Genomic DNA, 25,807 nt, shown 5'->3' with positions numbered 1-25,807 from the left:
TTTAAAGAGCCGTTTTCTCTGATTTTTAAGTTTTATAAGGGAAATTATGCTCTTTTGCAGAAAAGCGAACGCGGAAAAAATCCGAATATGCGTTCGCTTTTTTCTTGGCAAATGCCAGTAAACAAGGTATAGTATATGTAGTGGCAAGATAAAGGAGGAAAAATAAATGAGTGATCGTCAGGCAGCCTTAGATATGGCTCTTAAGCAAATAGAAAAACAATTCGGCAAAGGTTCCATCATGAAGCTCGGAGAAAAAACGGATACAAGAATTTCAACGGTGCCAAGCGGCTCCCTTGCACTTGATACCGCTCTCGGAATAGGCGGATACCCGCGCGGACGGATTATTGAAGTATACGGACCTGAAAGCTCAGGTAAAACGACTGTAGCGCTTCACGCAATCGCTGAGGTTCAGGAAAAAGGCGGACAGGCCGCATTTATTGATGCTGAGCATGCTCTTGATCCTGTTTACGCGCAAAAGCTCGGTGTCAATATCGAAGAGCTTCTGCTTTCTCAGCCGGATACGGGAGAGCAGGCGCTTGAGATTGCTGAAGCGCTGGTGCGAAGCGGAGCTGTTGATATCGTAGTCGTTGACTCTGTTGCGGCGCTTGTTCCAAAAGCTGAAATTGAAGGTGACATGGGTGATTCACACGTCGGTTTACAGGCGCGTCTTATGTCTCAGGCGCTCCGTAAGCTTTCCGGCGCCATCAATAAATCTAAAACAATCGCAATCTTTATTAACCAGATTCGTGAAAAAGTCGGCGTTATGTTCGGAAATCCGGAGACGACACCGGGCGGCCGCGCGCTGAAATTCTATTCTTCCGTGCGCCTTGAAGTGCGCCGTGCCGAGCAATTAAAGCAGGGTAACGACGTGATGGGGAATAAAACGAGAATTAAAGTCGTAAAAAACAAAGTCGCTCCTCCGTTCCGTACGGCTGAAGTGGACATTATGTACGGTGAAGGAATCTCCAAAGAAGGGGAAATCATCGACCTTGGAACTGAACTGGATATCGTGCAAAAAAGCGGTTCGTGGTATTCTTATGAAGAAGAACGCCTCGGTCAGGGCCGTGAAAACGCCAAGCAGTTCTTAAAAGAAAATAAAGACATCATGCTGATGATTCAGGAACAAATCCGTGAATATTACGGTTTAGACAATAACGGTGTAACGGACAAAGCGGAGGAAGTTCAGGAAGAGATGGAATTAGAAGAATAAAAACACGATCAAAAGAGCGGAGTAAGCAATTTCCGCTCTTTTTTTTGTGTGTTTCAAAAAACACTGGCTGTTTCGGAAAATTTTATCTGGAATGTTACAACTTTTTTCACCCTTCACTCGTCTAACATCATGGCGAAAGTTGAAATTATATCTGAGGAGGAAAAAAGATGACGAGCCCCCGCCGCACAAGAATAAATAAAAAAAGAAAGAAGAAGCTGATGAAAACGGGAGGGCTGTTTCTTTTTCTGCTGCTTGTCACTGTTTTTATTATGATCTGGACCGTCACAGCGCATCATCGGGAGAAGGAATCCGTTAAAAATGCTCCCGCCGCTCAATCTGATACTTCAAAAGACCAGACTCAACAGAAAAAAGAAAAGACGCAAAAAGAGAAAACACCTAAATCAATCGATCGCAATAAACAGATCAGCAATTACTTGCAACAGATCGGGTTCAGCGGCACAGCAATGATCGTAAAAGATGGAAAAGTTGTGCTGAAAAAAGGCTTTGGCTATGCGGACCGAAAACAAAAAATTAAAAACAATCCGGAGACATCATATTATATCGGTTCTTCACAAAAAGCGTTAATCGCGACGGCTGTCCTGCAGCTTGAAGAAAAAGGGCTGCTGCAGACGAGTGACCCCGTCAGTACATACTTGCCGAATTTTCCTAACGGCACGCGCATTACATTGAAAAACCTGCTCAATCATACGTCCGGCATAAACGGGCATATTGAGGGTCGGGGACCGATTTCTCCAATTGATTTAATCAAGGATATAGAATACCGCGGAATTAAACGGCAGCCCGGGGTTTGGGATTACAGGGATTCCAACTATTCAGTGCTTGCTTATATCGTATCTCAGGTCAGCGGGGAGTCTTATGAACAATATATAAAAGAACACGTGTTCAAACCGGCCGGAATGAAGCATGCCGGATTTTACAAAACATTTGCTGAAGCCAAATATCCTGCCGTCGGCTACAAAGTCGATGAGAGCGGCAGTCTTGTAACGCCGCACCTTTTGGACTTATCGCAGCTGTACGGGGCGGGCGACATGTATATGAGCGCTGAAGATCTCTATAAATTTGATAAAGCGATCGTAAACGGCACGCTCCTTTCAAAAGAAAGCTTCACAAAAATGTTTACAGCAGGAAGCAGTGCCGCTTACGGGATGGGGTTTTACATTGATCCGGGAAGCTATTCCAATCACGGTGTTATGCCCGGTTACAACATTTTGAACAGCTTCAGCCATTCGGCAAGCAAATATGTCATATTACTGTCAAACATTCAGAATAACGCCAAATTAGGACAGGTAAACAATAGAATTTACCAATTGCTTAACCAGGCGGACTGACAGAGCCGTCATTCACGAAAAGCGGAGGAAGGTATGGTATGATATATACATGGGCAACGATCCGAGCTGAAGGCGAATCGTTAAGCTGGCAAGCTTGACAAGTATTTCCGACACAATTACAATGAAGTTGTAACATTTGTTTTTTTAACATGATTGTTAAACCATTTAAACTTGACAAGGGCATGAGAGACTCATTCCCTGTGAAGGTTCTGTATGTTGAGAAAATCAGACAATGTACATGCCGGCACTTATTTAAGCAAAAACCAAGTTCATAGCAAGAGGAGGTGAAAGTATGACCCCAATGACGGTTCTCATCTCCATTTTGCTGACTCTGCTCGGTTTAGTTGTTGGCTACTATGTTCGTAAAACCATTGCCGAAGCAAAGATTGCGGGCGCACGCGGTGCTGCCGAGCAAATCCTTGAAGATGCAAAGCGTGATGCTGAAGCACTGAAAAAAGAAGCTCTGCTTGAAGCAAAGGACGAAATCCATACACTTCGAATAGATGCTGAACAGGAAGTTCGTGAAAGACGAAATGAGCTTCAAAAACAAGAAAACCGTTTACTTCAAAAAGAAGAAAATCTTGACCGTAAACACGAAGGAATTGATAAACGGGAAGCGATGTTGGAGAAGAAAGATCATTCTCTGAATGAACGACAACAACATATTGAAGAGATGGAAAGCAAAGTGGATGAGATGATTCGTATGCAGCAGTCAGAACTCGAACGCATTTCGAGCCTGACACGGGATGAAGCGAAACAAATCATTCTTGACCGGGTTGAAAATGAGCTTTCACATGACATCGCCATCATGACAAAAGAAACCGAAAACCGTGCGAAAGAAGAGGCAGATAAAAAGGCGAAAAACATTCTGTCGCTTGCTTTGCAGCGCTGTGCAGCAGATCATGTTGCCGAAACGACGGTATCGGTCGTCAATCTTCCGAATGATGAGATGAAAGGACGTATCATCGGCCGTGAAGGGCGTAACATTCGTACGCTTGAAACGCTTACAGGTATCGACCTGATTATTGATGACACACCTGAAGCAGTCATTCTTTCCGGATTTGATCCGATCAGACGGGAGACGGCAAGAATCGCTCTTGATAAACTCGTTCAGGATGGCCGTATTCATCCGGCGCGCATTGAAGAAATGGTTGAAAAATCCCGCCGTGAGGTTGATGACTATATCCGGGAAATGGGTGAGCAGACGACGTTTGAAGTCGGCGTTCACGGACTCCACCCGGATCTGATCAAGATCCTCGGCCGGTTGAAATTCCGTACAAGCTACGGGCAGAACGTACTGAAACATTCTATGGAAGTTGCGTTTTTAGCCGGTTTAATGGCTTCCGAGCTTGGAGAAGATGCAAAGCTTGCCAAGCGGGCCGGTCTTCTGCATGACATCGGTAAAGCAATTGACCATGAAGTGGAAGGAAGCCACGTGGAAATCGGAGTGGAGCTTGCGACCAAATATAAAGAGCATCCAGTCGTTATTAACAGTATTGCGTCACACCACGGAGACGAAGAGCCGACTTCCATTATCGCCGTTCTGGTCGCTGCCGCTGATGCACTGTCAGCCGCAAGACCGGGCGCGAGAAGTGAAACGCTCGAAAACTATATCCGCAGACTTGAAAAGCTTGAAGAAATCTCCGAGTCTTACGAAGGTGTTGAAAAATCATTTGCGATTCAGGCCGGCCGTGAAGTTCGCATCATGGTGAAGCCGGACTCCATTAATGATTTAGAAGCCCATCGTTTGGCGCGTGATATCCGTAAACGAATTGAGGACGAGCTTGATTATCCGGGACACATTAAAGTGACCGTGATCAGAGAAACTCGAGCCGTAGAGTATGCAAAATAAAGTGATGCTTAGCGCATCACTTTATTTTTTTGAGTCCCTGAAAAGGAAGGAATGGAATGTATGAGAATTTTATTTATCGGAGATGTTGTCGGTTCCCCGGGCCGCGACATGGTAAAAGAATATGTCCCGAAACTGAAAGCGAAACATAAACCGCATTTTACAATTATTAACGGAGAAAATGCAGCACACGGAAAAGGACTGACAGAAAAGATCTACCACAGCCTGATGGAAGCGGGAGCAGATGCCATTACAATGGGAAACCATACGTGGGATAAAAGAGAGATCTTCGACTTTATTGATGATGTGCCGCATCTTGTCCGGCCGGCGAATTTCCCGGAAGGTACGCCGGGCAAAGGCATTACCTATATTAAATCGAACGGAAAAGAGCTTGCCGTCATTAATTTACAGGGGCGGACGTTTCTTCCGCCGCTTGATGATCCGTTTGCTAAAGCGGATGAATTAATAGAAGAAGCGAAAAAGCGCACGCCGTACATTTTTATTGATTTTCACGCCGAAGCGACAAGCGAAAAAATTGCGATCGGCTGGTACACAGACGGAAGAGCCTCTGCCGTGGTAGGCACCCATACACACGTGCAAACGGCAGATAACCGCATTTTGCCGAAAGGAACGGCATATATTACTGATGTAGGCATGACGGGTCCGTACGACGGAATTCTCGGTATGGACAGAGAAACGGTCATCAAGCGGTTTAAAACCAATCTTCCCGTCCGGTTTACGGTGGCGGAAGGTAAAACTACGCTGAGCGGAGTGCTCATTGACATCGACGATCAAACGAAAAAGGCCGTAAATATCGAACGGATATTAATCAATGATGACCATATGTTCTTTGAATAGGTGATCATGTGTTTATTTTATAAAAATATTAAAAGGAAAAGCAGGAATATAGCAACTTCTTAGTGAATATAGTAGAAATGGAAGGTAGCCCGCTATTTTTGAAAAGCATTGTGGGGATGGCTTTTTGGATAGCAACATCTAATAATGATTGTTCTAATGAACACTCACTTATCCATTGTAAAACTAAGGGGGAGCAGAAATGGAAATCTTAAAAGTTTCAGCAAAATCAAGTCCAAATTCAGTAGCAGGCGCGCTTGCCGGCGTATTGAGGGAACGCGGAGCCGCCGAAATTCAAGCAATTGGGGCGGGTGCCTTAAACCAGGCTGTTAAAGCGGTTGCGATTGCCAGAGGCTTTGTCGCGCCAAGCGGCGTAGATTTGATTTGTATTCCGGCTTTTACAGATATACAGATTGACGGAGAAGAAAGAACGGCGATTAAGTTAATCGTCGAACCCCGTTAAAAACAAAAACATGACATTCTCAACCTGCTTGCGTAAGGCGAGCAGGTTGTTTTTATTGCTGTCATATTTTCTCACAATATTATATTAATAGTACGAAGAGATGATAAATGGCTTTATTCATATAATATTCAAAAAAAATCCCGCCCATTTTTCCGGACGGAAGCAGTTGTTTTCTTGGAGTGGACACTGGTATTTACCTCCTTTTTAACTCATGTTACAATCCAGTTATTACAGTGTTTTTTCGAGGAGGAGTGTACATGTTGGGAGGAAAGATGAAAGCTATCGTCAAAAATGAAAACGCTTTCGGAGCAACTCTGAAAGAAATTCCCATACCTTCCATTAATGAGAATGAAGTTCTCATTAAAGTACAGGCCGCATCTATATGCGGTACAGATGTGCATATTTATAATTGGGATCAATGGGCGCAGAAACGAATCAAAACACCTCAAGTATTCGGACATGAATTCAGCGGTATCGTAGCGGAAACAGGCAAGCACGTCACAAATGTCAAAATAGGTGACTACGTTTCGGCTGAAACCCACTTCGTCTGCGGTACTTGTGTCCCGTGTTTAACAGGAAAACATCATGTGTGCACCCATACAAAGATACTCGGCGTAGATACAGCCGGCTCCTTCGCTGAATATGTCAAAGTGCCGGACCGAAATGTTTGGAAAAACCCCGCTGATATGGACCCCGCCGTCGCCTCTGTTCAGGAGCCGCTTGGCAACGCGGTGCATACGGTGCTGGAAAGCAGCCGGCTTGCGGGCGGTTCCGCTGCAATTATCGGCTGCGGACCGATCGGGCTGATGGCGGTGGCGGTGGCTAAAGCGGCCGGTGCATCCCGTATTGCGGCCATTGATAAAAATGATTACAGGCTGGCTCTTGCGAAGAAATTGGGAGCTGCGATCACCATTTCAGCTGACGAGGAAGATCCGCTTGAGGTGATCGACACCTTAACAGGCGGAGAAGGGATCGACCTTGTCTGCGAAATGTCAGGCCACCCGGCAGCCATAACACAAGGATTAAAGATGGCGGCGAACGGGGGAAGGTTCCACATGCTGAGTCTGCCGGAACGTCCGGTGACGGTTGACCTGACAAATGACGTGGTGTTTAAAGGACTTACCGTCCAAGGCATCACAGGCAGAAAAATGTTTGAAACATGGCGGCAGGTATCGCACCTGCTTGAATCCGGCCTTGTTGATCTGACGCCGGTGATCACGCATCAGTTTCCGCTTGAAGACTTTGAAAAAGGGTTTGACCTGATGAGAAAGGGACAGTGCGGCAAAGTCATTTTGATTCCATAAGGGGAGGGTTCTATCATGAAAGAATTTGAATTTCTAAAAGCAGAGCTTGATAAAATGAAAGAAAATAAAACGTGGCAGCAAATGAAACAAATTGAAACGAAGCAGGGTCCGTCGGTGGAAGTCAAAGGGGAAAACGTGATACAGCTTTCATCGAACAATTATCTCGGTTTGACGTCGCATCCGAGACTTGTCGAAGCGGCCAAACGCGCCGCGGAAGAATTCGGAGCGGGTACGGGGTCCGTCCGTACAATCGCCGGAACATTCACAATGCACAATGAGCTGGAGAAAAAATTGGCAAACTTTAAAAAAACAGAAGCGGCACTTGTTTTTCAATCGGGGTTCACAACGAATCAGGGCGTCTTATCAAGCATTCTTACAAAAGAAGATATCGTGATCTCTGACGAACTGAACCATGCTTCCATTATTGACGGAATCAGGCTGACAAAAGCAGATAAAAAGGTGTACCGCCATGTTGATATGGACGATTTGGAAAGGGTGCTGAAAAAATCAATGAATTACCGCATGCGCCTGATCGTCACCGACGGCGTATTCTCAATGGACGGCAACATCGCTCCTTTGCCTGACATCGTCAAACTTGCAGAGGCGTACGATGCCTTTGTGATGGTCGACGACGCGCATGCTTCCGGCGTACTCGGAAAAAACGGAAGGGGAACGGTTAATCACTTCGGGCTTGACGGAAGAGTCCACATACAAGTGGGCACATTAAGCAAAGCCATCGGAGTGCTTGGCGGTTACGCCGCAGGGTCGCAGGTTCTGATCGATTACCTGCGCCATAAAGGACGCCCTTTCTTATTCAGCACTTCTCATCCGCCTGCGGTAACGGCCGCATGCATAGAAGCCATTGACGTCCTGCTGGAAGAGCCGGAGCATATGGAAAAGCTATGGGAGAACACGGCGTATTTCAAAGACAAACTGGTTCAAATGGGGCTGACCCTCACAAAAAGCGAAACACCGATCGTGCCGATATTAATAGGGGAGGAAGAAAAAGCCCAGGCATTATCAGACCTTTTATTGACCCGCGGCGTGTTTGCGCAAAGCATCGTGTACCCGACGGTCGCCCAAGGAAAAGCGAGAATCCGCACCATTATTACGGCGGAGCATACAAAAGAGGAGCTTGACCGGGCCCTGGAAGTAATCCGTTCAGCCGCAAAAGAGCTTCAGCTTGTGTAAGGGGGAAATGATTCCCTCTTTTTTATTTCTTATTGATTCTTATTCTCAATAAGGTGTACAATAATAGGCTGGCGGTTGTGCCAAACGCTTTTAACCAGTATACTTGAGGGTGGAAGTTTCGGTTGAAAGGAGACATTCGAACATGAATGAAAAGCAAAAGCAGGAAAGCGGACAAGTGAATCCGGCGGACAAAAAATCCGAAAAGGATTACAGCAAGTATTTTGAAGCCGTATATATTCCGCCTTCTTTAAAAGATGCGAAAAAACGGGGCAAAGAATCCGTTCAATATCATAACGATTTTAAAATCTCAGAAGAATTTAAAGGCCTCGGTGAAGGCAGGAAATTTTATATCCGCACGTACGGATGCCAAATGAACGAGCATGATACGGAAGTCATGGCGGGTATTTTTATGGCGCTCGGTTATGAAGCGACAAATTCGGTTGATGACGCGAACGTTATTTTATTAAACACTTGCGCCATCCGGGAAAACGCTGAAAACAAAGTGTTCGGAGAGCTCGGCCATTTAAAGGCGCTCAAAAAAAATAACCCGGACTTGATTCTCGGCGTCTGCGGCTGCATGTCACAGGAAGAATCAGTCGTAAATCGCATCCTTAAGAAGCACCCGTTTGTCGATATGATTTTCGGCACACACAACATTCACCGTCTGCCGGAACTGTTATCAGAGGCATATTTATCAAAAGAGATGGTCATTGAAGTGTGGTCGAAGGAAGGGGATGTCATTGAGAACCTTCCGAAAGTCCGCAACGGAAAAATTAAAGGCTGGGTCAACATTATGTACGGCTGCGACAAGTTCTGCACATACTGCATCGTACCGTATACCCGCGGAAAAGAACGAAGCCGCCGTCCTGAGGAAATTATCCAGGAAGTCAGAAGACTTGCAAGCGAAGGCTATAAAGAAATCACGCTGCTCGGTCAAAACGTGAATGCGTATGGAAAAGATTTTGAGGATATGACGTACGGTCTCGGTGATTTAATGGACGAACTGCGTAAAATTGATATTCCGAGAATCCGGTTCACGACGAGTCATCCGCGTGACTTTGATGATCATCTGATCGAAGTGCTAGCCAAAGGCGGCAACCTTTTAGACCATATCCATCTTCCGGTTCAATCGGGAAGCTCAGCGATGTTAAAAATGATGGCCCGTAAATATGACCGAGAACGCTATCTGGAGCTTGTCGGAAAAATTAAAGCGGCGATGCCGAACGCTTCACTGACGACCGATATTATTGTCGGTTTTCCGAATGAAACGGATGAACAATTTGAAGAAACCCTTTCGTTATATCGCGAAGTGGAATTTGACAGCGCATATACGTTTATTTACTCTCCTCGTGAAGGCACACCAGCGGCGAAGATGAAAGACAATGTTCCGATGAGGGTCAAGAAAGAACGTCTTCAGCGCCTCAATGATTTGGTGAAAGAAATTTCAGCCAAAAAAATGAAGGAATATGAAGGCAGGACTGTCGAAGTATTAGTTGAGGGAGAAAGCAAAAATAACCCTGACATTCTTGCCGGCTATACGGAAAAAAGCAAGCTCGTCAACTTCAAAGGGCCGAAAGACGCCATCGGCAAGATTGTACGCGTCAAAATCGAACAGGCGAAAACATGGTCGCTTGACGGTGTGATGGCAGGAGAAGCAATCGAGGTGAAATAATAATGACGCTTTACTCAAAGAAAGACATTGTACAGCAGGCTAGGAACCTTGCGAAAATGATTTCTGAAACAGAAGAAGTTGATTTTTTCAAACGCGCTGAGGCGCAGATTAACGAAAATGAAAAAGTCTCTGCGATTATTAATCAGATTAAAACCCTGCAAAAGCAAGCCGTTAACCTGAAGCACTACGAAAAGCTTGAAGCGCTGAAACAAGTGGAAAGTAAAATTGACGCCCTGCAGGAAGAGCTTGAAGGGATTCCGATCATTCAGGAATTCAGAGATTCCCAGATTGAGGTCAATGACCTTCTTCAGCTTGTCGCACATACGATCTCAAATCAGGTGACAAACGAAATCATTACATCTACCGGAGGCAACCTGCTGACGGGAGAAACCGGTTCAAAAGTAAAACATTCGAATAACAGCTGTTCTATTTAAACACGGGGCCTTCATCGGCCCTTGTTTTTTTGCTGTTTGAGAACTAATTGTAATATGTACTAAATTTTCATTGTCTCAACGTTTTGTCCTATTTTTACTGGAAAGTTTTATCATACTTAAAAGTAAAGTTTCTGGGCAGGGCTGCATACAATGAAACAGAAACTTTGTATTTTTATATTTTTATTATAAAAATGCACATGAGACAAATGCCCAGCATAAGATAACACGAAGAAGAACAAGGAGGCCTGCCGGAATGTCTGAATACAGGGAAATTATTACGAAAGCGGTAGTTGCGAAAGGAAGAAAATTCACCCAATGCACCAACACGATCTCGCCTGGAGAAAAACCGTCAAGTATATTGGGCGGCTGGATTATCAACCACAAGTACGATGCCGAAAAGATCGGGAAGACTGTAGAAATTGAAGGGTATTATGATATAAACGTCTGGTACTCTTACGCCGATAATACAAAAACGGAAGTTGTAACCGAGAGAGTAAAGTATGTCGATGTGATTAAACTCAGATACAGAGACACAAATTACTTAGATGACGAACACGAAGTCATTGCCAAAGTGCTGCAGCAGCCGAATTGTCTTGAAGTCACCATTTCTCCTAACGGAAATAAAATCGTGGTTCAGGCAGAGAGAGAATTTTTAGCAGAAGTGGTCGGTGAAACGAAAGTCGTCGTCGAAGTCAATCCTGACTGGGAAGAAGACGATGATGATGATTGGGAAGACGATCTTGATGAAGAATTAGAGGACATTAACCCTGAATTTTTAGTCGGAGATCCTGAAGAATAAGTTGAGGCTAGGGGAGTTTAACACCCCAAGTCTCTTTTTTATATATAAAGATATCACTCTTTTGTTTATGTTATAATGGGATTCGGATAAGAGAAGATACATAGTGAGGGATTAAATGATGGCTAGTTACACGCCTATGATACAGCAATATTTGAAGATAAAGGCAGAGCACCAAGATGCCTTTTTATTTTTTCGGCTTGGTGACTTTTATGAAATGTTTTTTGAAGATGCAAAAAAAGCGTCGCAAGAGCTTGAAATTACACTGACAAGCAGAGACGGAGGTTCGGCTGATAAAATTCCGATGTGCGGCGTGCCGTATCATTCTGCGGCGGCTTATATTGAACAGCTGATTAAAAAGGGCTATAAAGTGGCGATCTGTGAGCAGACGGAAGATCCGAAGGCGGCTAAAGGCGTTGTAAAAAGAGAAGTCGTCCAGCTGATCACCCCGGGAACCGTGATGGATGGAAAAGGCATCCATGAGTCGGAAAACAACTTTATCGCTTCCGTTTCCGAATTTCGTAACGGATACGGTCTCGCTTTATCGGACTTAACGACCGGAGAAAACCTGGCCGTATTTATTGAGCGGATTGAAGATGTCATGTCAGAAATTTACTCAGTCGGCGCAAAGGAAATTGTCGTATCAAGCAAGTTTAACGAACATACAGCTGCTCAGCTGAAAGAACGGTGCAGCGCAACGATTTCGATCGAAGACGGGGAAATAACAGAACGCATTGAAATCGCAAAGCACTTGCCGGGCGAAGAGCTGACAGAGACGTTTATGCGTTTATATACGTATTTGCAGAAAACGCAAAAACGGAGCCTGGATCATCTGCAGCCGGTTCAAGTATATGAATTGGAAGAAGCGATGAAAATTGACCTGTATTCAAAACGGAATCTTGAGCTCACGGAAACGATCCGTTCGAAAAGCAAAAAAGGGTCATTGCTTTGGCTTTTAGACGAGACGAAAACAGCGATGGGCGGCCGGCTTCTCAAACAATGGATTGACCGTCCGCTGATCAGGGCATCCCAAATCGAAGAACGCCAGGAAATGGTCGAGACGCTGATCAATCATCTGTTTGAGCGTGAAGATCTGCGCGAGCGCCTGAAGGAAGTATACGATTTAGAACGTCTGGCGGGCCGGGTCGCATTCGGAAACGTCAACGCAAGGGATTTAATCCAGCTGAAAGAATCTTTAAAACAAGTGCCGAGCATTAAAGAGCTTGTAGGGTCTCTTAACCATAAAAAAGCAAAAGAACGCGCCGGCTTGATTGATCCGTGCGGAGATTTGCTTGACCTGTTAGAAGAAGCCCTTCATGAAAACCCGCCGTTATCGTTAAAAGAAGGCAACTTAATTAAAGACGGCTATCATCAGAAGCTCGATGAGTACCGTGACGCCAGCAAAAACGGTAAAGACTGGATTGCCAGACTGGAGCAGCAGGAACGCGCTTATACGGGCATCCGTTCATTAAAGGTCGGTTTCAATAAAGTGTTCGGCTATTATATTGAAGTCACAAAAGCAAACCTTCATCTGCTTGAGGACGGGCGGTATGAGCGGAAGCAGACCCTCACAAACGCCGAACGGTACATTACGCCGGAATTGAAGGAAAAAGAAGCGCTTATTTTAGAAGCGGAAAACAACATCTGCGAGCTGGAATATGAGCTTTTTGCCGGACTGCGTGAAAAGGTGAAACAATTTATTCCGCGTCTGCAGCGTCTTGCCAAACAAATGAGTGAGCTGGATGCGCTGCAATGCTTTGCTACGATCAGTGAAAACAGGCATTACACAAAGCCCGTCTTTTCTGATAATGAAGTAAAAGTCATTGAAGGGAGACACCCCGTCGTCGAAAAGGTGATGGACAGTCAAGAATACGTGCCGAACAACTGCCTGATGGGCGATTCGCGGGAAATGCTCCTGATTACGGGTCCGAATATGTCAGGTAAAAGCACGTACATGAGACAGATCGCACTTCTATCGATCATGGCCCAGATCGGCTGTTTTGTGCCCGCAAAAGAAGCGGTTCTGCCGATTTTTGATCAAATCTTCACGAGAATCGGGGCGGCGGATGATTTGATTTCCGGACAAAGCACCTTTATGGTGGAAATGCTGGAAGCGAAAAACGCGATTGTGAACGCCACAAAAGACAGCCTGATCCTGTTTGATGAAATCGGCCGCGGGACATCAACGTACGACGGAATGGCGCTGGCACAGGCGATTATTGAATATGTTCATGATCATATCGGCGCTAAAACACTGTTCAGCACGCATTATCATGAGCTGACGGTGCTTGAAGATAAGCTTCCTCAGCTGAAAAACGTTCATGTGCGCGCAGAGGAATATAACGGAACGGTCGTGTTTCTCCATCAAATCAAAGAAGGAGCCGCAGATAAAAGTTACGGCATTCATGTCGCCCAGCTTGCGGAGCTTCCGGACGATCTGATCAGCCGGGCGCAGGAGATTTTGAAACAGCTTGAGCAGACGGGAGATAAACCGGAGCTTCCGGCGGCACCTGAGAAAAAGCCCGCCGTCAAAGAAGAACCGGCACAGCTGTCCTTTTTTGCTGACGGTGAAAAAGAACAGAAGACACCGGCTGTTTCTAATAAAGAAAAACAAGTGCTTGAAGCTTTTAAGTCAATCAATATTCTCGATATGACGCCGCTTGAGGCGATGAATGAAATGTACAAGCTGCAAAAAAAATTAAAATAGAAAGAGGTGACGGACTTGGCAAAAGTCATCCAGCTGTCAGATGAACTCTCAAATAAAATAGCGGCCGGTGAGGTGGTCGAACGGCCTGCCTCAGTCGTTAAAGAATTGGTGGAAAACGCCATCGACGCAAACAGCACAGTCATTGAAATCGACATAGAGGAAGCGGGGCTTTCGTCGATTCGGGTGCTCGATAACGGCGAAGGTATGGAAACCGATGATTGCAAGCGAGCTTTCCGCCGCCACGCGACCAGCAAAATCAAAGATGAAAACGACCTGTTCCGGGTGAGAACACTCGGTTTCCGCGGAGAAGCTTTGCCAAGTATCGCGTCTGTTTCTCATCTGGAAATCAAAACGAGCATCGGCGAGGGAGCGGGAACCCATCTCATTCTTCAGGGCGGGAATATCATTTCTGAACAGAAATCCTCCAGCAGAAAAGGAACGGAGATTATCGTTACCAACCTGTTTTTCAATACACCCGCCAGATTGAAATATATGAAAACCGTGCATACGGAGCTCGGCAATATTACGGATGTCGTCAACCGGATTGCTCTTGCGCATCCGGAAGTATCCATCCGTCTCCGCCATCAGGGGAAAAATCTGCTGCAGACAAACGGTAACGGGGACGTGCGCCATGTGCTGGCCGCAATTTACGGGACGGCGGTTGCGAAAAAAATGATACCGCTCCATGTCAGCTCGCTTGATTTTGAAGTCAAGGGCTACATTGCGCTTCCGGAAATCACGCGTGCATCCAGAAACTACATGTCATCTGTCATTAACGGAAGATACATTAAGAATTTCCCGCTTGTAAAAGCGGTGCATGAGGGCTATCACACACTTCTGCCGATCGGCCGCCATCCGATTACGTTTATCGAAATTACGATGGACCCGATTTTGGTCGATGTCAATGTCCATCCGTCGAAGCTTGAAGTCCGCCTCAGCAAAGAGACGGAGCTGCATGAGCTGATCCGTGACGGGATAAAGGAAGTGTTTCAAAAGCAGCGGCTTATTCCGAGCGCCCAGCTACCGAAAAAATCAGCGCCGGCACCGGCCAAAAACGAACAGCAATTTATGACATTCGAGGAAAGCGCGCCTGAGCGGAAACTTCCTGAAAAAACGCCTGAGCCGTCTTACTCACCGATGAAACTGAGTTCGGTCGTAAAAGAGCCTGAGCCGGTCATAGAAGAAGAGTCCCTGACGGATGAAGCAGGTCACGGAGTGCCGCCGAAGATCGGCATGCCGGTAACGGAAGCGCCTGTTTCCGATATTCCGGAGCCTGAAGTGGAGGCTGACTCTGAAGAAATACGGGAAGAAAGAGTTCCGGTGATGTATCCGATCGGCCAAATGCACGGGACATATATTTTAGCCCAAAACGAAAACGGCTTGTATATCATTGACCAGCATGCGGCGCAAGAACGGATTAAATACGAATATTTCCGGGAGAAAGTCGGGCAGGTCGAGCCTGAAGTACAGGATATGATCGTGCCGCTCACCTTTCATTATGCGGCAAATGAAGCGCTGATCATTGACCAGCATCAGCATGAGCTTGAAAGCGTCGGAGTATTTTTAGAAGCATTCGGCACGAACAGCTACATCGTCCGCTGCCATCCGGCCTGGTTTCCAAAAGGGGAAGAAGCTGAACTGATTGAAGAAATCATTCAGCAGGTGCTTGACGCCAAACAGATCGATATTAAAAAACTGCGGGAGGAAGCGGCCATTATGATGAGCTGCAAAGGCTCAATCAAAGCGAACCGCCATTTGCGCAACGACGAAATCAAAGCGCTCTTGGACGACCTGCGCCGAACGACAGACCCGTTCACATGCCCGCACGGCCGGCCGATCATTATCCATCACAGTACGTATGAAATGGAGAAGATGTTTAAGCGTGTGATGTAATAACAACGTTTATGTGAGACTAAACCGTTATTTACCCGCAAGCAGCCTTACTAGTTTGAATGACCCAGCCTTTCAGAGATAACTTTTGAGTTTTTTAATTTCTGGCATAATTGTTGCATGGTATACCGTAAATCATGAAGATAATTTGTTTAACATCCAGCTGTTTTTCTGTCATATAAAAATTGTTTATGGGTAGTAATTGGGGTTGGCGATGTAGTATCCTGTGTTTGGTGGAACCGTCTATATCGTCAATTGACTGCATTAATAGTGAAATAATGGAGAAAACGATTCCTGAAAAATCTCATGCTATTTGTGAAGAATTTAAATAAAATTGGAATTTGGCGGGTTATACTATTCGCAAGTTAGTCAAGGGGGACTAGTAATTAGCCCCCCTTATATTTAGTTCTTCCTGCATTTTTTTCTATTTTTGATTAAACTGAAAACCACTAAGAGAACTACACCGACAGCAACAATATAAAATGAAATTTCCGCTGCGGCGGTGTTAATATTCTTAAGGACAAGGATAAGCCCTATTAAAATTATAGGAATGATATAAGTTAGAATTCTTATAGCTATTGGGCTCGGTTCAGCATTACTTTTATCTTCCATAGTTACCTCCGATCTTAAACACTTTAGAAAATAATCACTTTAAAGCTTAACACAGGATAAATTTGTTAAACACCAACAATAGCCCCGTTTAAAGGAAAAGCATAAGAGTTTTAGTAATCCACAAAGTTGTTGCCGGGTTGCCAGTTACTTTTAGAGCATCCGCATAGCACGCATCTTCAACTGCACCAGTAAAATTGCCAATGATATTAAGAATTATTTTAAAACTACCGATTCCACCCATAGCAGCTTTAACTTTAGTAGGTATTGCGTCCCAAGCTGCTCTCAGTGCTTTTATAGCTCAGGACAAATCACCTTGAACAGTAAACTCCGACCCATATCACATAGTCTATTTGTCTAAATCTTAATATTTACTTTTTACACTTAATGATTTTATGTTAGTTTTGTTTTTGCACAGTAAAAAGATAACTTTATTTAGCCCTAACAAAACATCTGAGCTCCTTGTCAATAATCACATATAAATCGTCTTCAACTGACGTCTTTTTTCATGCGCGACGCTTTTGTGAATTGTTGCAGCTAGACTGGTTTTTGAACGGTTTTCTCGCAAAAGAAAAGAGTGTAAATTACGCCGTACTTTTCTCAGTTCAATTATGTTAATGTCAACATAACGTTGAATTCGGTGTAAGAACTAAGGTATTCTGATATATTTCGAGAGCCCGTGTGATTTAGTTTATCTTGAAGAAAAGGATTGAAATAATAATCTTAATTGCGGGTCATTTCTAAAAACTGATTATCTCCTCCGGCTGCTTCGCAATTGCTTTTCAAAACAAAAGCTCAATTTGTTTTATTTTTATCCGAAAATTATACCATCCTTCATTTTCTGAATAAAATTACCTAAAGAATTCATCTAAATGAACATCCTGATTTCCTGATATATCAGCATAGCAATTTGTAAAAATGGCCCAGACTGGTGCTTTTGGCGGGAGCAGAAAGTTTTTTAACTTTACCGGAAAATCCATGGAAAAACGTGGTGTCATCTGGTAAAGTGGTTACAGTCGGCTGGGCGGCGGCAGCAGTCTGCCCGGATCTTTTAAATGGGAATGGTGACAATGGATCATACATATGAAGTGCATCAAATCAAAACTTATCACCAGATGTGGTCCAACTATTGTTATATCATCGCAGACCGCTCAAAAAAATCTGCGATAGCGGTGGACCCGTCCTGGGAAATCGATAAAATAACCGATAAACTGCATGAATTGGATGTTGATTTATCAGCTATTTTATTAACACATTCGCATTATGACCATGTAAACTTGGCGGAGCCGCTTCAGCAAATCTATCATTCTGATATATACATGTCGTCGGCGGAAATCGATTTCTATCAATTCCGGTGCAGAAACTTAATAGCGCTTGAAGACGGACAAACCTTTGCGGCCGGAGGGTTTATCATCAGAAGTATATTGACCCCGGGACATACAGCCGGGGGAATGTGCTATTTGCTATCTGATCACCTTTTTACCGGTGACACCGTGTTTACAGAAGGGTGCGGTATATGTGAGGACAGGGGCAGCTCAGCTGAAGATATGTTTCACAGTATACAGAGGATCAAAGCCTCTATTCCGTCGCATGTGCGTGTGTATCCGGGGCACTCCTTCGGGGAGAAGCCGGGTCAAAAAATGGAGAGTCTTTTGAAAAACAATATTTACTTTCAGATTGAAAAAAAAGAACATTTCGTGAATTTCCGCAACAGAAAAAATCAAAAAGGGCTGTTTCATTTTAAGTAGCGTATAATTTGGTTCTATATAACTAGTTTTTCTTTTGGGGTACGGAACTTCTGAAATGAAATGATAGTTATTGCTCGCTTTTTGGTGATGAATGGCTGAGTAACGGGAGTTTGCGGAAGAGAACGCCGGGCAGGCCGGATGGGACATTCTGCTTACGCCTGTTCCAAAAGCCCTGAGTCCGCCTTCTGGCAGGGAAAAATAGGCATTATTCAGGAGTTCGCATAGGATAAATTAACTTGACATGGTATTTTTGTGAAGTTACTATCAACTTGAACATGCTTCTTAACTGAATCCGAGAAAGGATGGCTGAGAAAATGATCACATACATATTCCCCGGACAAGGTTCTCAAAAGCAGGGAATGGGAAGCTCATTGTTTGATGAATTTAAAGACTTAACGGAGCAGGCTGATGAAACACTCGGATATTCCATGAAACGGCTTTGTCTTGAGAATCCGTATTCCAACCTTCACAAGACGCAGTTCACCCAGCCTGCTTTATATGTTGTAAACGCGTTATGCTATTTGAAAAAAATCCAAGAAAATGACATAAAGCCGGATTATTTGGCCGGCCACAGTTTGGGAGAATATAATGCGCTGTTTGCAGCAGGTGCTTTTGATTTTATTACCGGCCTGCAGCTTGTCCGTAAAAGAGGCGAATTAATGAGTATGGCCACTGACGGAAAAATGGCCGCCGTTATGGGGTTAACCGCAGCTCAAGTGTCGGACGCCCTTCAAACGCACGGATTACATACGATTGATATTGCCAATATGAATTCTCCTCACCAAGTTGTCATATCCGGACGCAAAGAAGACATTGAAAGAGCCAAAAGCGTATTCGAAGGATTAAAAGACGTTACGATGTTTCATCCGTTAAACGTCAGCGGCGCTTTTCACTCGAGATATATGAGCGAAGCAAAACAAGAGTTCGAAAATTTTTTACAGTCATTTCATTTTTCTGCTATATCAATTCCTGTCATTTCTAATGTGCATGCCAGACCTTATGAGCAAGACGGAATCCACTCCGTTCTGGCCGATCAGATCGACCACTCAGTGCGATGGAACGACAGCATCCGCTATCTGCTGGACAAAGGGCGGATGGAATTTGAAGAAGTCGGCCCGGGCCATGTGCTGACAGGACTTATTCACCGCATCAAAAAAGAAACTGAAGCTTCACCCGCCATGTAGCGGAACGCAAGTCAAAATTCTTATCTCACACAATAGTGCCAGCCATACAACATCACGACCACTTCACCTGCACACGACATCACGAAAAACGTACAAATCAATATTTTGAAAAAATAAAGAGCAAAAAGGAGAACAAATGAACCAGCCAATTGTTTTCATGTTTTCTGGACAGGGTTCCCAATACTATCAAATGGGGAAAGAGCTGTTTGCACATAACGCCGCTTTTCGGCAGAAAATGCTTGACTTGGACGATTTTGCAGTCAGCCGTTTCGGTTACTCTGTCCTGAAAGAGGTTTATCATACAGGCAATCGTCTGTCTGATCCATTTGACCGCCTTCTTTTCAGCCATCCTGCCATTTTTATGGCTGAGTACGCACTTGCATATGCTTTGGAGCAAAGAGGCATACGTCCCGATTATGTGATCGGAGCAAGCCTCGGAGAGTATGCAGCGGCCGCTGTATCGGGTGTGCTGAGCGCCGAGGATGCTTTAGATTGCGTGCTGGAACAGGCCCGAATCATTACGGAAACTTGCCGTAACGGCAGCATGCTTGCGATACTGGGTGATCCGGCTTTATATCAAGATGATCCGCTGCTCGGCGAACATAGTGAATTGGCATCTGTAAACTATCATTCTCACTTTGTCATCTCGGGAGAGCGGGAACATATCAAAAAGATCATGGACGATCTGAGAGAGAAGCAGATTCCTCATCAGCTATTGCCGGTATCTTACGGGTTTCACTCAGCGCTGGTTGATCAGGCGGAACAGCCGTACAAGCGTTTTTTAGCTCAGAAATCAATCCGGACTCCGTTTATACCGTACATCTCCAGTGCGACCGGAGAGGCTGAGACCGATATACAAGCGGACTTTTTCTGGGATATTGTAAGAAAGCCGATTCGATTCCGCGAAGCGCTTCAATTCGCAGACAGCCGCCAAAAAGGATTGTATATCGATGCCGGGCCTTCCGGAACGTTGGCCGCATTTGCCAAACAGATTCTTCCCGCAGGATCGGCTGAACGCATCCGTGCCATTATGACGCCGTTTCATAAAGAACAAACCCATTTGCAGCAAATAGAAGACAGTATTTTATCACCGCCCGGAAGGAGACTGTAAGATGATCAGCTTTGTTTTTCCAGGCCAAGGCTCGCAAAAAATAGGGATGGGAGAGGACCTGTTCGGCCGCTATCCTGAATTAACCGCAAAGGCCGATCACATTCTCGGATATTCCATTCAGGAGCTGTGCCGGGACGGAGAACGTCTCAATCAGACTCAATTCACTCAGCCGGCGCTCTATGTCGTCAATGCCCTCAGTTTTTTGAAAAAAACAGAAGAAACCGGCTTGAAACCGGATTTTACCGCCGGACACAGTTTAGGCGAATATAACGCGTTATACGCCTCGGGCGCCTTTGATTTTGAAGAAGGCTTACAGCTGGTCAGAAAAAGGGGCGAACTGATGAGCCGCGCCAAAGGAGGCGGCATGGCAGCGGTGATCGGCCTGACTCATGAGCAGGTGACGGACGTTTTAAAAGAGTATCACTTGCATATGGTTGATATCGCCAACATGAACACACCGCAGCAAATTGTCATTTCCGGATATAAAGAAGATATTGAAAAAGCCGCATCCGTTTTTGAAGCCGTAAACGGCGTAAAAATGGTTCACCGCTTAAATGTCAGCGGCGCCTTTCATTCCAGATATATGATGGAAGCGAAGGAGGAATTTTCACGGTTTATTGAAACTTTCCATTTTAAGCCGCTGTCCATCCCGGTCATTTCAAATGTGACGGCAAGACCATATGAGCAGACCGAGCTGAAAGAGACACTCACCGGACAAATAACGGGATCGGTGAACTGGACAGACAGTATCCGTTTCTTAATGGGAAGAAAGAACATGAGTTTTGAGGAAATCGGTCCCGGAAAAGTGCTGACAGGGCTGATTCAAAGAATTACGGCTGAAGCGGAGCCGATAACAGATGAAATCAAAGTCCCGGCTGAGGCTGGAAAAAGCTCAATTACGGCGGCGTCTTTAGGAAATGAAGAGTTTAAGCGCGATTATCAATTGAAATACGCCTACTTGGCCGGCGGCATGTACCGCGGAATTTCTTCGAAGGAAATGGTCGTCAAACTGGCCGAAAAAGGAATGATGGGCTTTTTCGGAACGGGCGGTTTGAACATCGCGCACGTTGAGGACGCCATTTTGTCAATTCAGCATGAGCTTCGTGACGGCGGTTCCTTCGGTATTAATGTTGTACATAACATGAAGCATACAGATTCAGAAGAAAAAATGATTGATCTTTTACTGAAGCATGGGGTTCAGAACTTGGAAGCATCAGCATTTTTAACGGTTACTCCCGCTTTAGTAAGGTTTCGCGCTAAGGGGTTAAAACGCGGTGCCGGCGGACAAATAATAGCGCGTCAGCGGATTATCGCCAAGCTGTCCCGTCCGGAAGTAGCGGAAGCGTTTCTCAGCCCGGCGCCTGATCACATTCTGCAGAAACTTGCAGCCGAAAACAAAATTACCGCTGAAGAAGCAAGTCTGATGAGAGAAATACCCGTTGCGCATGACATCTGCGTAGAGGCTGATTCAGGCGGCCACACTGACGGCGGAGTTGCTTACAGTCTCATGCCGGCGATCATCCGTTTACGAGATGACATGATGAAAAAATACCGATACGGCAAAACCGTCCGCATCGGAGCCGCAGGGGGAATCGGGACGCCTGAGGCTGCCATGGCCGCATTTATGCTCGGCGCTGATTTTATTGTGACCGGATCCATTAACCAATGCACCGTTGAAGCAGCGACGAGCGGCCTTGTAAAGGATCTCCTGCAGCAGATGAATGTACAGGACACGGCCTACGCGCCGGCCGGCGATATGTTTGAATCAGGCAGCAAGGTGCAGGTATTAAAGAAAGGGCTGTTCTTTCCGACCCGGGCCTCTAAGCTGCATGAACTGTATCAGCGTCACCGCTCAATTGAAGAAATTGATGAAAAGACACTCAGACAAATAGAAGAGAAGTATTTTAAGGCAAGTGTAAGCAGTATTTATGACAAAGTGAAGGCTCATTATTCGAATGAAGACATTTCAAAAGCCGAACGGAATCCGAAACAGAAAATGGCGCTCATATTCAAATGGTATTTCAGGCAAAGCTCTGCTTCGGCGATTAAAGGAGACCCGGATGCCAAGGTAGACTTCCAGATTCATTGCGGGCCGGCATTAGGCGCCTTTAATCAATGGGTGAAAGGTACGGAGCTGGAGTCCTGGAAAAACCGCCATGCCGATGGTATCGGCCTTCGTCTTATGGAAGAGACGGCCTCGCTTTTGAATCAGAAGTTAGGTTCATTTCTGCAAACGTGTTGACAAGACGAAATGATAGATTGAAAACATGGAATATTCATAAAAGATGAAACAGGGAGGAACTGACAATGAGTGAAGAAAGAATCTTTGAATTGCTGCAGAACACAATCTACGAGGTTTTGCCTGATTTAGAAGGCGAACAGCTTTCACAGGAAGACCGGTTAGTTGATCTGGGGGCGGACTCAGTGGACCGCGCCGAAATTATCACGATGATGCTTGAAGAATTATCACTGCAGATCCCGCGTGTTGAGCTGACGGGAGTGTCAAACATCGGCGAATTGGCGGCAAAGCTTTATGAAAAGGTACAGGCTGTCTGATAAAGCGGTGAAACAATCGGAAACTCAAAATTCATATTGGAGGCGAAGTTCATGGCGGCTGCCGGAATAGAAGCGATAAATGTGTTTGGCGGGACGGCATACCTTGATGTCATGCAGCTGGCGGAGTACAGAAACTTAGACCCTGCCAGATTTGAGAATTTACTGATGAAAGAAAAAGCGGTGGCGCTTCCGTACGAAGACCCCGTCACATTCGGCGTTAACGCGGCAAAGCCGATTATCGGCCGATTGACAGAGGCTGAAAAAGACAGAATCGAGCTGCTGATTACCTGCTCGGAGTCCGGCATTGACTTCGGAAAATCACTCAGTACATATATTCATGATTACTTAGGTCTCAACCGGAACTGCCGTTTATTTGAACTGAAGCAGGCCTGTTATTCAGGAACGGCGGGTTTGCAGATGGCGCTTAACTTTATTTTGTCGCAGACATCCCCCGGAGCGAAGGCGCTTGTCGTCGCGACGGATATTTCCCGGTTTTTAATTGCCGAAGGCGGCGATGCGTTAAGCGAGGATTGGTCTTACGCCGAACCGAGCGCCGGAGCGGGTGCCGTCGCCTTATTGATCGGTGAAAATCCAATTGTATTTCAGGCGGATGCGGGCGCTAACGGCTATTACGGCTATGAAGTGATGGATACATGCCGTCCGATCCCGGACAGTGAAGCCGGTGACGCCGACTTGTCATTGATGTCTTATCTCGATTGCTGTGAACAGACATTTCGCGAGTACAAAAAACGTGTGCCGGGCGCTGACTATAAAGAGACGTTTCACTATCTTGCCTTCCATACACCGTTTGGCGGCATGGTCAAAGGAGCTCACCGGACGATGATGCGCAAGCTTGCAAAAGCGAAAAACGCTGAGATCGAACAGGATTTTCAAACCAGGGTAGAGCCGGGGCTCCGCTACTGCCAAAGAGTCGGAAACATTATGGGGGCAGCCTCTTTACTGGCTCTTGCAAGCACGATTGACCAAGGGGCATTCGACACTTCTAAGCGGATCGGCTGTTTCTCGTACGGCTCCGGATGCTGTTCAGAATTTTACAGCGGCATTGTGACGCCTGAAGGACAAACGCGGCAGCATTCTTTCAAAATAGAAGAGCATCTGAACAACAGATACAGGCTGTCCATGGAAGAGTATGAAGAACTGTTTAAAGGCAGCGGTCTGGTGAAGTTCGGAACCCGGAATGTCAAATTGGATATGAATATGATTCCGAACATTTTAGACCATCATGCCGGGAGCCCTCGTTTATATTTGGAAGAAATCACGGAATTTCATCGGAAATACAGGTGGATCCCGTGACCTATGAGACGATCAACGTCCGTTTTCAGCAAAATGTCTGCTTCATCACCTTTGATCGGCCTGAAGCCAACAATACGATTAATGAGCGTTTAGTGGAGGAATGCCTGCACGTTCTTTCTGAATGTGAGGACTCCGTGACCTCCGTAGTGCTTGAAGGGCAGCCGGAGGTATTTTGTTTCGGGGCGGATTTTGATGAGATGTACCGAAAAATGAGGCAGGGAATGCAGCATGCGGAATCGCAGGAGCCGCTTTACCGTTTGTGGCTGGCATTAAAATCCGGGCCGTACATCACAATCGCCCGCGTCCGCGGAAAAGTAAATGCGGGAGGTGTCGGTTTTGCCGCCGCGTGCGATATCGTCATTGCAGAGGAGAGTGCTACGTTCAGTTTATCTGAACTGTTATTCGGACTTTATCCAGCCTGCGTTCTGCCGTTTTTAATTCAAAGAATCGGATTTCAAAAGGCGCATTATATGACGATTATGACAAAGCCCGTGCCGGCGCGCCAGGCGCTTGAATGGGGACTTTGTGACGTATGCGTCCCGGACTCAGCAACAGAGCTGAGAAAGCATTTGCTGCGCCTTCGCCCGCTGTCGAAAAAAGCAGTCATCCGCTATAAAAAATACATGGATTCCTTAAACGACCTTGTTCATCGTTCGAAATCCATTGCTCTAGCCGAAAATCAAGCGATGTTTTCAGATCCGGATAACCAATCAGCCATTTTCCGTTATGCAGAAACGGGGCGGCTTCCTTGGGAAACGGAGAACAGTTAGGAGGATATCATGCCGAACGCCGCAGTTGAACTGCTCGAAATTGAACCGGATATTATCCAAGTGACAATGCAGGATAAAGCCCATAAAAACGCCTTCTCCAAAGAACTGACGGATGGATTGATGGAAGCATTCACCCGTATAAAAAAATCGTCAGTCTATAAAGCTGTGATTTTAACAGGATACGGCCATTACTTTGCTTCCGGAGGCACACAGGAAGGTCTGCTCAGGATTCAGCAGGGCATCACGAAGTTTACGGAAGACCGCATGTACTCTTTGGCGCTGGAATGTGATATCCCCGTCATTTCCGCCATGCAGGGCCACGGAATCGGAGGCGGGTTTGTCATGGGGCTTTTCAGTGATTTTGTCATTTTAAGCAAAGAAAGCGTGTATACCGCAAACTTTATGAAATACGGTTTCACCCCCGGAATGGGGGCTACTTTTATCGTTCCGGAGAAGCTTGGGGCAAGCCTCGGCCATGAAATGCTGTTAAACGGCGGCCACTACCGCGGCGGTGATCTGGAGAAAAGAGGGGTGCCATTTCCGGTGCTTCCGCGGCAGGAAGTATTAGACTATGCGCAGGAATTGGCCCGTGAGCTTGCGGAAAAACCGAGAAACTCTTTAATTACATTGAAAAGGCACTTGGTGACGCCGTTTCGCGAGCAGCTTCCGGCTGTCATTGAGAAGGAGTTAATCATGCACGATGAGACGTTTCATGATGATGAAGTGAAAAAACGAATCACGACGATGTACGGAGTATAAGACATACATCTTACATACAGATGAAATGGAGGCAGC

The 25,807-nt window shown here is 45.7% G+C and carries 21 protein-coding genes; 20 read left to right on the top strand and 1 reads right to left on the bottom strand.

What is annotated here, in order from left to right; translation table 11 throughout:
• The first annotated feature begins 166 nt into the window (after nucleotides 1-166).
• The 12 genes from recA to mutL all read left to right on the top strand — a co-directional run bounded on the left by recA (nucleotide 167) and on the right by mutL (nucleotide 15,723).
• Nucleotides 167-1,210: a recombinase RecA gene (gene recA / locus ACWJJ4_RS15620; RefSeq protein WP_003154145.1), complete on the top strand. Its 1,044-nt coding sequence runs from the start codon at nucleotides 167-169 to the stop codon at nucleotides 1,208-1,210.
• A gap of 167 nt (nucleotides 1,211-1,377) precedes the next feature.
• On the top strand, nucleotides 1,378-2,559 hold the full coding sequence (locus ACWJJ4_RS15615) for a serine hydrolase domain-containing protein (RefSeq protein WP_077722212.1): 1,182 nt from the start codon (nucleotides 1,378-1,380) through the stop codon (nucleotides 2,557-2,559).
• A gap of 292 nt (nucleotides 2,560-2,851) precedes the next feature.
• Nucleotides 2,852-4,411, top strand: coding sequence for a ribonuclease Y (gene rny, locus ACWJJ4_RS15610; RefSeq protein WP_003154140.1), 1,560 nt, complete (start codon nucleotides 2,852-2,854; stop codon nucleotides 4,409-4,411).
• 60 nt (nucleotides 4,412-4,471) lie between these two features.
• Nucleotides 4,472-5,266 carry a TIGR00282 family metallophosphoesterase gene (locus tag ACWJJ4_RS15605; RefSeq protein ID WP_003154137.1) on the top strand — a complete coding sequence of 265 codons (795 nt, stop codon included), beginning with the start codon at nucleotides 4,472-4,474 and terminating at the stop codon, nucleotides 5,264-5,266.
• Nucleotides 5,267-5,465: 199 nt separating this feature from the next.
• Nucleotides 5,466-5,726, top strand: a complete 261-nt coding sequence (gene spoVS / locus ACWJJ4_RS15600) for a stage V sporulation protein SpoVS (protein WP_003154135.1) — start codon at nucleotides 5,466-5,468, stop codon at nucleotides 5,724-5,726.
• A gap of 257 nt (nucleotides 5,727-5,983) precedes the next feature.
• The gene (gene tdh / locus ACWJJ4_RS15595) at nucleotides 5,984-7,030 is read left to right on the top strand and encodes an L-threonine 3-dehydrogenase (protein ID WP_326375040.1); all 1,047 of its coding nucleotides are present in this window, start codon (nucleotides 5,984-5,986) and stop codon (nucleotides 7,028-7,030) included.
• A gap of 12 nt (nucleotides 7,031-7,042) precedes the next feature.
• The gene (locus ACWJJ4_RS15590) at nucleotides 7,043-8,221 is read left to right on the top strand and encodes a glycine C-acetyltransferase (RefSeq protein WP_029325912.1); all 1,179 of its coding nucleotides are present in this window, start codon (nucleotides 7,043-7,045) and stop codon (nucleotides 8,219-8,221) included.
• Between the two features lie 142 nt (nucleotides 8,222-8,363).
• Complete coding sequence (gene miaB, locus ACWJJ4_RS15585) at nucleotides 8,364-9,893, top strand: tRNA (N6-isopentenyl adenosine(37)-C2)-methylthiotransferase MiaB (RefSeq protein WP_003154116.1); 1,530 nt, start codon at nucleotides 8,364-8,366, stop codon at nucleotides 9,891-9,893.
• Between the two features lie 2 nt (nucleotides 9,894-9,895).
• Nucleotides 9,896-10,327 carry a RicAFT regulatory complex protein RicA family protein gene (locus ACWJJ4_RS15580; RefSeq protein WP_003154113.1) on the top strand — a complete coding sequence of 144 codons (432 nt, stop codon included), beginning with the start codon at nucleotides 9,896-9,898 and terminating at the stop codon, nucleotides 10,325-10,327.
• A gap of 253 nt (nucleotides 10,328-10,580) precedes the next feature.
• The gene (cotE, locus tag ACWJJ4_RS15575) at nucleotides 10,581-11,126 is read left to right on the top strand and encodes an outer spore coat protein CotE (protein ID WP_003154111.1); all 546 of its coding nucleotides are present in this window, start codon (nucleotides 10,581-10,583) and stop codon (nucleotides 11,124-11,126) included.
• Between the two features lie 118 nt (nucleotides 11,127-11,244).
• Entirely contained in the window at nucleotides 11,245-13,830 is a 2,586-nt protein-coding gene (gene mutS, locus ACWJJ4_RS15570) for a DNA mismatch repair protein MutS (protein ID WP_094246926.1), read from the top strand.
• A gap of 15 nt (nucleotides 13,831-13,845) precedes the next feature.
• Complete coding sequence (mutL, locus tag ACWJJ4_RS15565) at nucleotides 13,846-15,723, top strand: DNA mismatch repair endonuclease MutL (RefSeq protein ID WP_038463888.1); 1,878 nt, start codon at nucleotides 13,846-13,848, stop codon at nucleotides 15,721-15,723.
• A 399-nt stretch (nucleotides 15,724-16,122) separates the two neighbouring features.
• Here mutL and ACWJJ4_RS15560 read toward each other — a convergent pair whose 3' ends face one another.
• Nucleotides 16,123-16,332 carry a hypothetical protein gene (locus ACWJJ4_RS15560; protein WP_454021799.1) on the bottom strand — a complete coding sequence of 70 codons (210 nt, stop codon included), beginning with the start codon at nucleotides 16,330-16,332 and terminating at the stop codon, nucleotides 16,123-16,125.
• Nucleotides 16,333-17,399: 1,067 nt separating this feature from the next.
• Between ACWJJ4_RS15560 and ACWJJ4_RS15555 the strand changes: the two genes are divergently transcribed.
• The 8 genes from ACWJJ4_RS15555 (at nucleotide 17,400) to ACWJJ4_RS15520 (ending at nucleotide 25,771) form a co-directional block, all read left to right on the top strand.
• On the top strand, nucleotides 17,400-18,077 hold the full coding sequence (locus ACWJJ4_RS15555) for an MBL fold metallo-hydrolase (RefSeq protein WP_038458061.1): 678 nt from the start codon (nucleotides 17,400-17,402) through the stop codon (nucleotides 18,075-18,077).
• Between the two features lie 314 nt (nucleotides 18,078-18,391).
• Nucleotides 18,392-19,261, top strand: coding sequence for an ACP S-malonyltransferase (gene fabD, locus ACWJJ4_RS15550; protein ID WP_454021798.1), 870 nt, complete (start codon nucleotides 18,392-18,394; stop codon nucleotides 19,259-19,261).
• A 136-nt stretch (nucleotides 19,262-19,397) separates the two neighbouring features.
• Nucleotides 19,398-20,372 (top strand): acyltransferase domain-containing protein, encoded by a 975-nt coding sequence (locus ACWJJ4_RS15545; RefSeq protein ID WP_003154101.1) that lies wholly within the window; start codon nucleotides 19,398-19,400, stop codon nucleotides 20,370-20,372.
• Between the two features lies 1 nt (nucleotide 20,373).
• Nucleotides 20,374-22,614 (top strand): ACP S-malonyltransferase, encoded by a 2,241-nt coding sequence (gene fabD, locus ACWJJ4_RS15540; RefSeq protein ID WP_454021797.1) that lies wholly within the window; start codon nucleotides 20,374-20,376, stop codon nucleotides 22,612-22,614.
• 65 nt (nucleotides 22,615-22,679) lie between these two features.
• Nucleotides 22,680-22,928: an acyl carrier protein gene (locus tag ACWJJ4_RS15535; protein ID WP_017417810.1), complete on the top strand. Its 249-nt coding sequence runs from the start codon at nucleotides 22,680-22,682 to the stop codon at nucleotides 22,926-22,928.
• Nucleotides 22,929-22,979: 51 nt separating this feature from the next.
• Nucleotides 22,980-24,242, top strand: coding sequence for a hydroxymethylglutaryl-CoA synthase family protein (locus ACWJJ4_RS15530; protein ID WP_454021796.1), 1,263 nt, complete (start codon nucleotides 22,980-22,982; stop codon nucleotides 24,240-24,242).
• Nucleotides 24,239-25,012: an enoyl-CoA hydratase/isomerase gene (locus tag ACWJJ4_RS15525; RefSeq protein WP_071391809.1), complete on the top strand. Its 774-nt coding sequence runs from the start codon at nucleotides 24,239-24,241 to the stop codon at nucleotides 25,010-25,012. Before ACWJJ4_RS15530 ends, ACWJJ4_RS15525 begins: the two co-directional genes overlap by 4 nt.
• Nucleotides 25,013-25,021: 9 nt before the next feature.
• Nucleotides 25,022-25,771 carry a polyketide synthase gene (locus tag ACWJJ4_RS15520; protein ID WP_003154094.1) on the top strand — a complete coding sequence of 250 codons (750 nt, stop codon included), beginning with the start codon at nucleotides 25,022-25,024 and terminating at the stop codon, nucleotides 25,769-25,771.
• The last annotated feature ends 36 nt before the right edge of the window (nucleotides 25,772-25,807 follow it).

This window comes from Bacillus sp. JK62, assembly GCF_053663455.1.
Note: the sequence above shows the minus strand (reverse complement) of the source record. Positions and strands in the feature narration are given on the sequence as shown.